General features: G+C 61.0%; 12 protein-coding genes, 1 tRNA gene and 1 riboswitch. Of the genes, 6 read left to right on the plus strand and 7 right to left on the minus strand.

Annotation, left to right across the window (positions count from 1 at the left end):
* Nucleotides 1–14 precede the first annotated feature (14 nt).
* Both argF and HFO71_RS07520 read left to right on the plus strand, forming a co-directional pair.
* Nucleotides 15–929 carry an ornithine carbamoyltransferase gene (argF, locus tag HFO71_RS07515; protein WP_025393036.1) on the plus strand — a complete coding sequence of 305 codons (915 nt, stop codon included), beginning with the start codon at nucleotides 15–17 and terminating at the stop codon, nucleotides 927–929.
* Between the two features lie 89 nt (nucleotides 930–1,018).
* Nucleotides 1,019–2,011 (plus strand): Hsp33 family molecular chaperone, encoded by a 993-nt coding sequence (locus HFO71_RS07520; RefSeq protein WP_221976835.1) that lies wholly within the window; start codon nucleotides 1,019–1,021, stop codon nucleotides 2,009–2,011.
* Nucleotides 2,012–2,369: 358 nt separating this feature from the next.
* Here the strand turns inward: HFO71_RS07520 and apaG are convergent, their stop codons facing one another.
* Nucleotides 2,370–2,762, minus strand: a complete 393-nt coding sequence (gene apaG / locus HFO71_RS07525) for a Co2+/Mg2+ efflux protein ApaG (protein ID WP_077977479.1) — start codon at nucleotides 2,760–2,762, stop codon at nucleotides 2,370–2,372.
* A gap of 262 nt (nucleotides 2,763–3,024) precedes the next feature.
* Nucleotides 3,025–4,209, minus strand: coding sequence for an O-succinylhomoserine sulfhydrylase (locus HFO71_RS07530; protein WP_131639814.1), 1,185 nt, complete (start codon nucleotides 4,207–4,209; stop codon nucleotides 3,025–3,027).
* Between the two features lie 42 nt (nucleotides 4,210–4,251).
* Nucleotides 4,252–4,330: riboswitch (SAM riboswitch) on the minus strand.
* A 73-nt stretch (nucleotides 4,331–4,403) separates the two neighbouring features.
* Here HFO71_RS07530 and HFO71_RS07535 point away from each other — a divergent pair.
* Both HFO71_RS07535 and HFO71_RS07540 read left to right on the plus strand, forming a co-directional pair.
* A complete protein-coding gene (locus HFO71_RS07535) occupies nucleotides 4,404–5,498 on the plus strand; it encodes a 2'-deoxycytidine 5'-triphosphate deaminase (protein ID WP_221987760.1) in 1,095 nt (364 codons plus the stop codon).
* Nucleotides 5,499–5,557: 59 nt separating this feature from the next.
* Nucleotides 5,558–5,631, plus strand: a tRNA-Gly gene (locus tag HFO71_RS07540).
* 131 nt (nucleotides 5,632–5,762) lie between these two features.
* Here the strand turns inward: HFO71_RS07540 and HFO71_RS07545 are convergent.
* From HFO71_RS07545 to HFO71_RS07565, 5 genes are read right to left on the minus strand one after another with little or no spacing between them, the layout of a single operon-like run.
* A complete protein-coding gene (locus HFO71_RS07545; protein WP_221976831.1) occupies nucleotides 5,763–6,272 on the minus strand; it encodes a DUF995 domain-containing protein in 510 nt (169 codons plus the stop codon).
* Nucleotides 6,273–6,290: 18 nt separating this feature from the next.
* Entirely contained in the window at nucleotides 6,291–7,229 is a 939-nt protein-coding gene (locus HFO71_RS07550) for a glycoside hydrolase family 26 protein (protein WP_221988018.1), read from the minus strand.
* Between the two features lie 19 nt (nucleotides 7,230–7,248).
* Nucleotides 7,249–9,156: a glycosyltransferase family 2 protein gene (locus tag HFO71_RS07555; RefSeq protein WP_131639812.1), complete on the minus strand. Its 1,908-nt coding sequence runs from the start codon at nucleotides 9,154–9,156 to the stop codon at nucleotides 7,249–7,251.
* Nucleotides 9,153–10,139: a UDP-glucose 4-epimerase GalE gene (gene galE / locus HFO71_RS07560; protein WP_131661678.1), complete on the minus strand. Its 987-nt coding sequence runs from the start codon at nucleotides 10,137–10,139 to the stop codon at nucleotides 9,153–9,155. The genes HFO71_RS07555 and galE overlap by 4 nt, the downstream gene beginning before the upstream one ends.
* Complete coding sequence (locus tag HFO71_RS07565) at nucleotides 10,139–11,185, minus strand: UDP-glucuronic acid decarboxylase family protein (protein WP_168343407.1); 1,047 nt, start codon at nucleotides 11,183–11,185, stop codon at nucleotides 10,139–10,141. Before HFO71_RS07565 ends, galE begins: the two co-directional genes overlap by 1 nt.
* A gap of 95 nt (nucleotides 11,186–11,280) precedes the next feature.
* On the opposite strand from HFO71_RS07565, the gene HFO71_RS07570 reads away from it, so the two are divergent.
* Both HFO71_RS07570 and HFO71_RS07575 read left to right on the plus strand, forming a co-directional pair.
* On the plus strand, nucleotides 11,281–11,550 hold the full coding sequence (locus HFO71_RS07570; protein WP_168343406.1) for a hypothetical protein: 270 nt from the start codon (nucleotides 11,281–11,283) through the stop codon (nucleotides 11,548–11,550).
* Nucleotides 11,534–12,682 carry a helix-turn-helix domain-containing protein gene (locus HFO71_RS07575; RefSeq protein WP_221987761.1) on the plus strand — a complete coding sequence of 383 codons (1,149 nt, stop codon included), beginning with the start codon at nucleotides 11,534–11,536 and terminating at the stop codon, nucleotides 12,680–12,682. The genes HFO71_RS07570 and HFO71_RS07575 overlap by 17 nt, the downstream gene beginning before the upstream one ends.
* Nucleotides 12,683–12,907 lie beyond the last annotated feature (225 nt).

Below are 12,907 nucleotides of genomic sequence, written 5' to 3' on the forward strand. Positions count from 1 at the left end.
GGTAAGTAGACGATATGAGCCCTAAACACTTCCTCGATCTTTCGGCGGTCACATCCGCCGATCTCAGAACGATCATGAACGATGCGCTCACCCGCAAGCAGGCCTTCAAGGCAGGCACGGGCGACAAGCCGCTCGCGGGCAAGATGCTGGCGATGATCTTCGAGAAGCCGTCGACGCGCACCCGCGTCTCCTTCGACGTCGGCATGCGCCAGCTCGGCGGCGAAACGCTGTTCCTGTCCGGCACCGAGATGCAGCTCGGCCGCGCCGAGACGATCGGCGACACCGCCAAGGTGCTGTCGCGCTATGTCGATGCGATCATGATCCGCACCACCGAGCATTCCAGGCTGCTGGAGCTTGCCCAGCATGCGACCGTGCCCGTGATCAATGCGCTGACGGATGACACCCATCCCTGCCAGATCATGGCCGATATCATGACCTTCGAAGAGCATCGCGGCCCGATCAAGGGCAAGACCATCGCCTGGACCGGCGACGGCAACAATGTGCTGCATTCGCTGGTCGAGGGTGCCGCGCGTTTCGGCTATCGCATGAACATGGCCGTGCCCCTTGGCTCGGAGCCAAAGGATCACTATCTGAACTGGGCCCGCAATGAGGGCGCCGAAATCATGCTTTGCCATGATGCCGACCGTGCGGTCGCCGGCGTCGATTGCGTGGTGACCGATACCTGGGTCTCCATGAATCAGGAACATCGGGCCCGGGGTCACAATGTCTTCCAGCCTTATCAGGTCAACGCGGCCTTGATGGCGAAAGCCGGCAATGATGCATTGTTCATGCATTGCCTGCCCGCTCATCGCGGTGAGGAAGTGACAGACGAAGTGATCGACGGTCCGCAATCCGTAGTCTTCGATGAGGCGGAAAACCGTCTTCATGCGCAGAAGTCGATTCTTGCTTGGTGCCTGGGCGCGATCTGAACCATAATCGGACGTCGCGAGTCACAAACTCGCGACCGCGCGAGCGAAGGGCACGCTGGCCCATCGCTCGGAAACTAGGAGTGAAAGCCATGGCAGAAGCTGCAGCCGCCCTCGGCCAGTTCGATTTCGCCGGCGATGACCATGTCGTCCCTTTCCAGGTGGAGGGGCTGGATGTGCGCGGCCGCGCCGTCCAGCTCGGCCCTATGCTCGATGCGATCCTCGAGCGCCATCATTATCCCGCACCCGTTGCCCGGCTGCTTGCCGAAGTCGTCGTGCTGACGGTGCTGCTCGGCACCTCGCTGAAGTTCGACGGCAAGTTCACGGTGCAGACCAAGGGCGACGGCCCGGTCGATCTTCTCGTCGCCGATTTCTCGACGCCGGAAAACGTCCGCGCCTATGCCCGTTTCGATCAGGCGCTGCTCAACAAGGCGATCGAGTCAGGCGAAACCGAGCCGGAGCAACTGCTCGGCAAAGGCATTCTCGCCTTCACCATCGACCAGGGCAAGTTCAGCCAGCCCTACCAAGGCATTGTCGCGCTCGACGGCACTACGCTGGAAGAAATTGCCGGCGTCTATTTCCGCCAGTCGGAACAGATCCCGACGCGCGTCCGTCTTGCCGCGGCCGAGCTCTTCGATCGCGACGATGCCGGCAAGCCGCGCCATCGTTGGCGGGCTGGCGGCCTCGTCGCCCAGTTCCTGCCGGAAGCGCCGGAGCGCATGCGCCAGCCGGATCTGCACGGCGGCGACGGCGACACCGGCAGCCGCCCGCATGGCGAGGACGATGCCTGGCTCGAAGCCCGTTCGCTGGTCGAGACCATCGACGCCGATGAACTGACCGATCCGCTGGTCGGCACCGAGCGGCTGCTGTTCCGCCTGTTCCACGAGCGCGGCGTGCGCGTCTACGAACCGCGCGCCGTTTTCGACCGCTGCAGCTGCTCGCGCGACAAGATCAAGGGCGTGCTCAAGGGCTTTTCGGCCGAGGAGATCGAGGCCAGCCAGGAAGATGGCGAAATCGCCGTGACCTGCGAATTCTGCTCGACCACCTACCACTTCGAGCCGGCCGAGCTTCAGCCGGCGGAATAGGCTCGGTTTGCATTGATGGCTGCCCCAAGTCCCTTCTCCCCAGCGGGGAGAAGGTGCCGGCAGGCGGATGAGGGGGCCACACGGCACATCCTTCACATAAAACCCATTCCGGCACTCCGACGGCAATGCCGTGTGCCCCGCCGCCCTGAACATGGTCGAGACGGTGTCATCGCGGCCGAAACCTGCATGGATGTTGTTGGAAAGACCGGCTTCGCCGGCCCCCTCATCCGCCCTACGGGCACCTTCCCCCGCTGGGGAGAAGAGGGAGTCGAGATGTTGCGGCATGCCCCTTCGCCCCGGGCGTCGAAGATCTCAGGAACGTGGCGCTGACGGAAAATGACGTCTCAATTGATGCGCCTCAGTTAAGCACGCGCAGCAGCCCAGGCGAATCCAGCGAGAAGGCGGGGATGTCGACATCGAACATCTCGCCGTCGTCCGTTTCCATCTGGTAATGGCCGAACATCAGCCCTGAGGGCGTGTCGAGCGGGCAGCCAGAGGAATATTCGTAGGTGTCGCCGGGCCTGAGCCGCGGCTGCTCGCCGACGACGCCGGGACCAGTCACCTCGTCCACCTGGCCGTTCTGGTCGGTGATGTTCCAGTAACGATTGACCAGCCGAACGGCTATGCCGGAATTGTTGCTGATGACAATCCGGTAACCCCAGACATAGCGATCGTCTTCCGGATCGGATTGCTCCTCCAGATAGAACGGCTCGACGACTACTTCGATCTCTCTTGTGAGGGCGCGATACATGCCTTGCACCTTAGTCAAGATATGTTACCCGTATCTTATAAGAGGCCCTGTCCGTCAAGAAACGGAACAATTATCATCGCTGAAATGGCTGTGATCCGAGGGGTTTTCGATCGTTAAGCCTAATTGTCAGTGTTAATTCCGTTTCGGAACGCCGCGGCGAGCGAACTTGTTCCCCCGGCCTCACCCAGTGAGGTCCGGCACGGCCTCACCTTGGTGAGATCCGGCCGAACCCGGGTGGGGTCCGGCCGCCTTTATTCCTAAATCAGGCCGATACCTTGGCAAGCGCCTTCGCGAAATCCTCGATCAGGTCGTCGGTATCCTCGATGCCGGCCGAAAGGCGGACCGTACCAGGCGAGATGCCGAGTTCGGTGCGTGCCTCTTCCGTCAGGTTCTTGTGCGTCGTCGTTGCCGGATGGGTGATCAGGCTCTTGCTGTCGCCGAGATTGTTGGAGATCTTGATGATCTCAAGCGCGTTCTGCAGCGCAAAGGCCGCATCCTTGCCGCCCTTCAGCTCGAAGCAGACCAGGGTCGAGCCGCCGGTCATCTGCTTGGCGATGATATCGGCCTGCGGATGGTCCTTGCGACCGGGATAGATCACCTTGGCGACCTTGCCTTGCTCGGCCAGGAAATCTGCGATCTTTGCGGCATTCTCGGTCTGCTGGCGCACGCGCAGCGGCAGCGTCTCAATGCCCTTCAGCAAAGTCCAGGCGTTGAACGGCGACATGGCCGGGCCGGTATGACGGAAATAATCGTGCAGGTTCTCGTCGATCCATTCCTTGTCGGAAAGCACGACGCCGCCGAGGCAGCGGCCCTGGCCGTCAATATGCTTGGTGGCGGAATAGACGACGATATGGGCGCCGAGCTCCAGCGGCTTCTGGAAGAGTGGCGTGGCGAAGACATTGTCGACGACGACCTTGGCGCCGATCTGGTTGGCCAGTTTGGCGACGCCTGCAATATCGATCACTTCGAGCGTCGGGTTGGTCGGGCTTTCCAGGAAGAACACCTTGGTCTTCGGCGTGATCGCCTTTTCCCAGTTGGCCAGATCCCGGCCGTCGATCAGCGTGCAGTCGATGCCGTATTTCGGCGCCAGCGTCTCGACGACCCAGCGGCAGGAGCCGAACAGGGCGCGCGCGGCGACGATATGATCGCCTGATTTCAGCTGGCAGAGGATCGCCGCGGTGACGGCGGCCATGCCGGAAGCGGTGGCGCGGGCGTCTTCAGCGCCTTCGAGCATGCACATGCGCTTTTCGAACATGTCGTTGGTGGGGCTGCCGTAGCGGGCATAGATGAAGCCCTCCGTCTCGCCCTTGAAGCGGGCTTCGGCCGCCTCCGACGTCTCGTAGACGAAGCCTTGGGTGAGATAGATTGCCTCGGACGTCTCGCCATATTGCGAACGCAGCGTGCCACCGTGGACGAGTTGGGTTGCCGGGCGCCAGGTCTTGCTCATGCCATCACCTTCACATAACAAAAAAACCGGTCGCAAAAGCAGACCGGTTTCAACCCGGTCTTTTTAGCCACTTGTTTAACGTGGCTGCAAGCCGACCGGCCAAATCACCACGGGATAATTCTGCAATACTGCTGTTAGCTGCTTGCGTCAATTCCCCGAGTTTGGTTTTGTCGGCGGCAAATGATGGATGAGGCATGATGGCTCGCGAAACGGGAATTCTGGCGGATCGCGCGATCTCCGCGCTGTTCGAAACGGGGCGTCTGATCTCCGAGCGGGAGCTGGACCGCGACCAGATCCAGCCGGCAAGCCTGGACCTGCGATTGGGTGGCAAGGCTTTTCGCGTGCGTGCCAGCTTCATGCCCGGCCCCTCGCATCTGGTGTCCGACAAGCTCGACCGGCTGAGCCTGCATGTGATCGACCTTACCGAGGGGGCGGTGCTCGAAACCGGCTGCGTCTATATCGTGCCGCTGATGGAGAGCCTGGCGCTGCCGGCCGACATGTCAGCCTCGGCCAATCCGAAGAGCTCGACCGGGCGCCTCGATATCTTCACCCGCGTTATCACCGATTACGCCCAGGAATTCGACAAGATCCCATCAGGCTATTCCGGCCCGCTCTATCTCGAAATCAGTCCGCGCACCTTCCCGATCGTCGTGCGCCGCGGCTCGCGCCTGTCGCAGATCCGTTTCCGCGTCGGCCATTCCCTGCTCGGCGAGCCGGAACTGTTGAAGCTACATGAAAGCGAAACGCTGGTTGCCAGCAAGCTGCCCAACATTTCTGGCGGCGGCATCGCGCTGTCGATCGACCTCGCCGGAGACAAGGACGGCCTGATCGGCTATCGCGGCAAACATCACACCGCCGTCGTCGACGTCGACAAGAAGGCCGAGCACGACCTCTTCGATTTCTGGGAACCGCTCCACAGCCGCGGCCGCAACGAGCTGATCCTCGATCCCGATGAATTCTATATCCTCGTCTCGCGCGAGGCGGTGCACGTGCCGCCGGATTATGCAGCCGAGATGACCCCGTTCGATCCGCTGGTCGGCGAATTCCGCGTCCATTATGCCGGCTTCTTCGATCCAGGCTTCGGCCATGCGCCGGCCGGCGGGCGCGGCAGCCGCGCCGTGCTCGAAGTGCGCAGCCACGAGGTGCCCTTCATCCTCGAAGACGGCCAGATCGTCGGCCGCCTCGTCTACGAACATATGCAGGAAAAGCCCGCCAGCCTCTACGGCTCCGGTCTCGGCTCGAACTACCAGGCCCAGGGCCTCAAACTCTCGAAGCACTTCCGCATCTGAGCCTTCCCGACCGCCGCGACTTGACAGCGGCCCCCATCTGTTGGAAATCTCGCTTCATCGCGGGTGTAGCTCAATGGTAGAGCAGCAGCTTCCCAAGCTGAATACGAGGGTTCGATTCCCTTCACCCGCTCCAGCTGCCCCGGCCGTCCGTTCGCCGCCTTTTGAAGGCGCTTCGTGATCTTTTATGAAAAGGGTTGCGCGCAGGCATCGGCTCCTAAAGGACACAGATGGCGCCTCGGCCGCGCGCAACCCCTAGCTTCGCCTTTATCTGGTCTTACTGACGCTCATCTCAATTCCCCCCAATTGAGACCTCACGTAGTCGCCGCGGCGAAGCTTTGCGAATTCGTCGGTGGCTTGTGCCGGTGCGCTCTTGAAAAGGTACCATTGACCGTCCGGTTCGCGTTTCTGATAGATCAGGCCGCCCTTCTTGCGGTGGCTGAAGCAGGTGATTGCCGTCGCCGTTCCGGTCTTGGCGTGCCAGTCGGCGTTGAAGCAGAGTTTACCCGACTCCGTGATGAACCAGCGGCCCATGCCGAAGGACGGCGAGCCATTTTCCCGCGACCAGGCGGTAAAGCGACGCGCCTTTGCGGAGAAGTAGCCGGCGCCGGCTTTCCACATCCAGGAATTCTGGTTGTAAAGCCGATAGATTTCCGCGCTGCTCATCGGCTTTGCGGTCTCGATCCCCGCAGGCTCATTGGTTTCGGCAGCGGACGCGGCCGTGGCGATACCGCCGGTCAGGACCACGGCCAGGAACATTTTTTGAAGCATGGACATGTTCAGGTTCCTTCTTGTTCAATTGATGCTTTCGCGGACGATCCGCCAGTCGGGGCGGCCATAGCCGTCCGGCCACGGATAGACTTCACGGTCGTTGAAGTAGATAACGGCGCTGAGCGCCGGGAACTGGGGATAGCGTTTCGTTACGCTTTCAGCCCAGTTTCGCACGAAGGAATCGCCGCCTTCGTATCCGAGTTCGGCAACCATGATGGGCTTGCCGTAACCGGCGACACGGGCGTATCCGGGCGCAAGGTGCTCGGCAAACGTCTGGTCACGGCCAGTCTTGTCCCTGTCGTATTGCTCCAGGCCAAAGACCGAGAGCCCGATAAGATCGACGACATCGTTGCCGGGATAAAAGGCTTGAAGCCCCTCATTGCCCTTCGGTGACCACATGTATTTGGCCGTCTTCAGGTGGACCTTGCAGACCTCCACCATCCGGCGATAGGCCTTGGCATAATCGTCGCCCTGCCAATGCGACCAGGAGAACTGGCTGTCGGTTTCGTCCATTTCCTGACCCCAGCGAATGATGACCGGACTTTTCAGCTTGGCAGCAGTCGAGCAGACGGCGGCCATGTTCGCATCGCGCGAACCGTCCAGGATGCTGTGCAGCAGTTCCTGCGAGGTTTGGCGCGAACCGGTCGACCAGGTCCAGGGCTCGACCGAGATCAGCAGGGTGCGGCCACGCGCTTGCGCATAATCGTCGGCGAGGGCGAGCGTGCCCAGATCGACATCTTCCCAGGGCAGGAAAAGGTGTTCGATCTTCGAATCGGGTGAGGCGCCTAAATCTCCGTGCGGATCATAGGCGCCGAACGTGATCGACTCCTTCGTGACGACCGGCATTTTGGTCGGCGGCGCAATGGACGATGTCGTCATTGCTAGCGGCTGCCCTTCGGCAGAACTGCCCAGAGCGGTCGGCAGGACCGCGACTCCCGACAGCAACAGGCCGGCTAACGACAACAGGGCTATTTTGGATGGGCTATGCATTGTGTAGTTCCTCCACGCTCGGCCGCACATCCGGGTGAGCGGCATCCGTTCTCAGTTGGATCTCCTCCGGATCGGAAATCCATCGTGGTTTGAAGAAGATCGTGCGCAGGGCGGTCCCGCCCCGGCCTGCACCGGAGGCGGCGTAGCGCTCTTCGAACAGCTGAAAGCGGCCGCTGCCCCAGGCGAGTGCCTCGGTCGCATCCTTTCCGCGCATGATGGTGGCAGCCCCCGGCAACGCGACGAGCGCAAGAAGCACGGTCGCCATCGCCGGACGGTAGAAACGCGGGGCCGCCGCAACCGTATTTTCCTTCGAATGACGCCCGACGATGACCAACAGCAGCGCGCAGTAGATTGCCGCGTTCAGGATGGTAAAGAAGTAACCACCCTTGGAGGCCCCGGCATCGCCGATTGCCAGGGCAGGCGATACCGCCATGAGCGCCAGCAAAGCGTAGGGCGCCAGGACACGCACCGGCAGCAGATCGACTTCGGACCGGCCTTTCGGCGTGACGCGGAAATCGACGAAGGAGCCTGTCACAAAATCGTGCACCGCAGCCAGCGTGCCGGCGAGCGCCCAGGGCCAGCGCGCGAAGAGAAAGAGCATGCATTCCCAGCTCAGGATCTTGGCGTCGTAGGGGCGGAACGAGCTGCTGGCGCGCCAGCGATAAGCCATCACCACGAGAGCGATAGAAAGCGGTGCGAAATGCGCCAGGAAATCGGGGTAGCTCACCGTCACGAAGTTCTGGCCGCGCACGAGTGCGATGATCGGCAACGTAAACATGAGCAACATAAAGAACGCAAAAAGCGGATACCAGAGTTGCGAAAAGAGGAACTGAAACTTGAGCCGGGGCGGCAGCCGGCCGACGAGGCTCGGCGAGTACCGCAACAGCACCATGACCAGGCTGCGCGACCACTGGAATTCCTGCGTCACGAGATCGCTGAAGGTTCTGGGGCCGTCACCATGGGCGATGGCATCCAGCGCATGCACACCCCGCCAGCCGCCGGCATTCATCATCAATGTCGTCGAATGGTCTTCAGCCAACTCCGGACCGAGGCCGCCGATCTGTTTGAGGGCGACGGTACGTACCGCGTAATGCGACCCTATGCACATCGGCGCCAGGCCGCCATTGTAACCGGCTTGGAGCGAGCCATGCATGCTGGCCTCGGCATAGAGCCTTCCACGTGCCGACCAGCTTTCGGAAGCGTTCTTGTCGCAAATGCTGGGGGCCGAGACATAGCCGACCTTTGGATCGGCGAACGGACGCAGCATGTGGAAGAGATAGTCGGGCGCGGGAACATGATCTGCATCAAGTTGCGCCACGAAATCGTAGCGGCTGTAGCCGTAGTGGTCGTAGAAGAAGGCGAGGTTGCCTTCCTTGCACCGCGTGCGTCGGGGCCACGACGTCCGATGATAATCGGATCGCCCCTTGCGGGTCGAGACGAAGACCCCGTGCCCGGAGCACCAGTCGAGAGTCTCGGGGGAAGGGTCTTCGTCGGCAAGCCAGGTGTCGTGTTCCACCTCCTGGGCAAGCATTGCCAGCAGGGTTTCACGGACGACCGAGAAGGGTTCCGCCGGCGCCTTGGTCACGACCATGGCCACTCGACTGCCCGCCGGCAGGCGCAAGGGACCGTTCGGTCTTGCCGCCCGATAGAAGACGACGATGAAATAGGCCGGCAGAGCGGTAACCCAGGCAAGAACGAGGCTCACCGTAATTGTGCCGAAAGCATCGACGTGATGGCGCGGCTCCAGCCACCAGATCCAGAAATAGGCGAAGGCGCAGACCCACACGGCCGCCGAGAACAGATATTCGGCCCGCCGATGTCCGGTCAGAACCGGGACAAGAAGCGGCTCGTGGGAGGGTTCCGGAGCATGCATCGCTTGGGTGATCGCAGGTTGGGTCACGCGCGCGCCTCCAGTCCGAAGAACGGAGCCGCCGTCCGCACGATGGTTTCGAGGTCGGAATATCGAGGCTGGAAGCAGAGCGTCTCGCGGGCCAGGCTGGCGTCGGCGTAGAGGCTGGGCGGATCGCCCGGCCGGCGTGGATGGATGACGACCGGGACTTCGCACCCGGTCGTTTCCTGAATCACGCGCAGGACTTCCCTGATGGAAAACCCCCGCCCGGTGCCGAGGTTGACAGCGAGGTTTGCTCCGCCTTTGGCGAGATGGGTGAAGGCCTGAACATGGGCGCGCGCGAGATCTGCGACATGAATATAGTCCCTTATGCAGGTGCCGTCAGGGGTATCGTAATCATCGCCGAATATCTCCAGGTGCGGAATCCGGCCGGCCGCGGCCAGCAGCGCCCGCGGAATGAGATGGGTTTCCGGAACGTGCCATTCGCCAAGCTCGCCGTCCGGATCGGCTCCACAGGCATTGAAATAACGCAGGGCAACGTACCGCAGGCCGTAGGCCGCCGCATAATCGGCGAGCATATGCTCGAAGATCAGCTTGGTCTTGCCGTAGGGATTGATGGGAGCCTTCGGCAACGTCTCGTCGATCGGCAGCACGGAAGGGACGCCATAGACGGCACAGCTCGAGGAGAAGATGACGTTCTGAAGCCCCGTCTGCCGGCAGGCATCGATAAGCGACAATGCACCGCAGACATTATTATTGTAATATTTCGCTGGGTTTTCCACGGACTCGCCGACGTAGGCCGAGGCGGCAAAGTGGATGACGGCATCGGGAGCATATTTCTCGATGACCTCGATCAGGCACGACGTGTCGAGGACGTCACCTTCGACGAAAGGCCCCCAGCGCACGGACGAACGGTTTCCGGTCGTGAGATTGTCGTAGACGACAGGCTCAATCCCCTCCGAGCGGAGGAGCTTGGCGGTGTGGCTGCCGATATAGCCGGCACCGCCCGTGACCAGGACCCGGGGCGCAGCCATCAGACCGCCTCCAGCTCGCGTGCCGGACGGGTGAGAAGGCCATCGAAATAGTCGATCGTCTGACGCAGGCCACTCGACAAGTCGATCTTCGGCCGCCAGTCGAGTTCCTGCATGGCAAGCGAAATATCGGGGCGACGCTGACGGGGATCGTCAACCGGCAGAGCGCGATGGATGATTTGCGACCGGGAGCCGGTCAATCCGATCACCTGCTCGGCCAGCTCCCGGATCGTGAATTCGCCCGGATTGCCGAGATTGACAGGCCCCGTCAGCGACGACGGTGAGGCCATCATGCGGACCATGCCGCCGATGAGATCATCGACGAAACAGAACGAGCGGGTCTGGGAACCGTCGCCATATATCGTAATGTCTTGCCCCGTCAGGGCCTGAACGATGAAATTCGAGACGACGCGGCCGTCGTCCGGACGCATCCGCGGGCCATAGGTGTTGAAGATGCGGATGATCTTGATCTCGACGCCGTGCGTGTTGTGGAAGTCGAAGAACAGCGTCTCGGCGCACCGCTTGCCCTCGTCATAGCAGGAGCGTGGCCCGAACGAATTGACGTTGCCCCAGTAGCTTTCGACTTGCGGGTGGACGTTCGGGTCGCCGTAGACTTCGGAGGTGGATGCCTGAAGGATGCGTGCGCCGGTGCGCGCGGCCAGCTCCAGAAGGTTGAGGGAGCCCAGCACGCAGGTCTTTGTCGTATGGATCGGATCGGCCTGATAGTGCGGGGGCGATGCCGGGCAGGCGAGGTTATAGATCTCGTCGACTTCCAGATCGAGCGGGTGGACGATATCGTGGGCGACGACATTGAAGCGATCGACTCGCTTCAGATGGACGATATTGCGCCGCATGCCGGTGGAAAAGTTGTCGAGGCAGATCACCTGGTGTCCGGCGGCCAAAAGCGTCTCGCACAGATGCGATCCGAGGAAACCTGCGCCGCCGGTGACAAGAACTCTCTTGGGAGTGCGATGTATTCCGGATGGACAATTTGCATCATGAGCCGAAGCTTGTACAGAGCGCGCACGAATCTTACCAAGATAGTTCACGACTACCTCCCGTGTTTCAGATTTTGCTATGAGATATTCGATATTTACTTCGACATATCGCGAAACCAAGTCGTTAGTTCATGCGAATATTTTGTTTGTCCGGTTTTCTGTTGGAAAGAACCGATGTTTATTTAGATACAGCTAAGAAAGGCAATTGTCGTTATCATCACGTCCTGGAAATTATCGCTCCGTACATTTCGGAGCGAAAATATGATAAACAACTTATGGAGGAGAATCTTCGGGCACTTCCGCTTTTTCAGACGGAGTTCTGCGGAGATTTCAGCCGCAAAAACAATTGCTTTTCTCAATATCCATGGCTCGGGTCGGGTTATGCGCTGGAGGAATTGGATGGCAACGGGGTCTGAATCCGACGATGATCCTTCCTCGGAACAGGAACGGCCGGCGCATATGGAGCGGCGGCGCTGGCCGCGTGAACCGGCCATGAGCAAGGAACGCCCGCCCCATGCCTCCCCTGCACTCGAGCCGCTGCGATTCTCGACGCAGGACCTGCCACCGGCAGAACAATTCCAGGCCTGGCGGGCACATATGGCGCCGCTCGTGGATGTTCATCTGCCGGAGGGAAAATCACCCGAAGACGGGTTTCTCGCGGAGCAGACCGGCTGGCATCTCGGCGATATCCTCATCGTCCAGCAGCGCGCGCATGCCCACAGATATATCCGCGATCAGGCCATGCTTCGATCGAGCCCCATCGACCATTGGAACGTCTGCCTGCAGCGCAGCGGCCAGGCCTGGACCGAGGTCAACCGTCGTGTCACCGAGACCGCTGCCGGCGAGATATTTTTCATGTCTCTCGGCAGCCCCTATCGCGGACGGACGACCGATACCGAAGCTTTGCTCGTGTTCCTGCCGTATGAGCTGCTGGCTCGCGATGCGAGCCTTCTCCAGAGCGCAGGCAACACGGTTCTTTCGGGCAGCCATGCCGAGTTGCTCACGGGCTATCTCACGGGCCTCGAAACGAACCTCGAGAATCTGACGATAGAGGAAGTGCCCCGGATCATCCAAACCATCGGCGATATGGTCGTTGCGGGCGCCGCATCGTCCACAAGGACTGATACCGGTCAAAACCAGGCCAACATGGGACTGATGGAGCGGGCGCACCGCTACATTCACGTCAATCTCCATTCGGAAAACTTGACACCGGACGTGATGTGCCGCGCGTTGGGGATTTCGCGTACGCGGCTTTACCAACTGTTTGAGGCGAGCGGAGGCGTGCTCAATTATATTCGCAAGCGGCGATTGCTGCAGGCCTATGCAGATCTCAGCAATTCGGCCGACCACAGGCCGATTTCAGAAATCGCAGAAGCCGCCGGTTTCGAGGTCGCCGCCAATTTTACGCGCGCCTTCACCCACGAATTCGGGCTGAGCCCGCGTGAAATCCGAAGGACGGTGGCAACCCAACAGCGGCCGGCTCCGGCCATCCGCTCGACGCGGCGTTACGGAAAAACGATCGGTGATTGGCTGGCCCTGACGGGTTGATCCGGCTCGGGCTGAAATCCAGACTCGAATCCGTTATGCGGCGGTCGACGCGCTTGCCGAAGACACCGCGGACTTGATCCAGACCCATGGCCTCTAAACCGCCTGTTGCAGTCTATGATGCCTGCTCCTCTCTTTTTCATCTTCGCAATGTGCAATGATTGATGCAGCTTTATGCTGAACAAACCGGTTCGCGTCAGATGCGATCTGAGGGCCTCCGTTCGCAAT

This window comes from Rhizobium laguerreae (assembly GCF_019778565.1).
Classification (GTDB): domain Bacteria; phylum Pseudomonadota; class Alphaproteobacteria; order Rhizobiales; family Rhizobiaceae; genus Rhizobium; species Rhizobium laguerreae.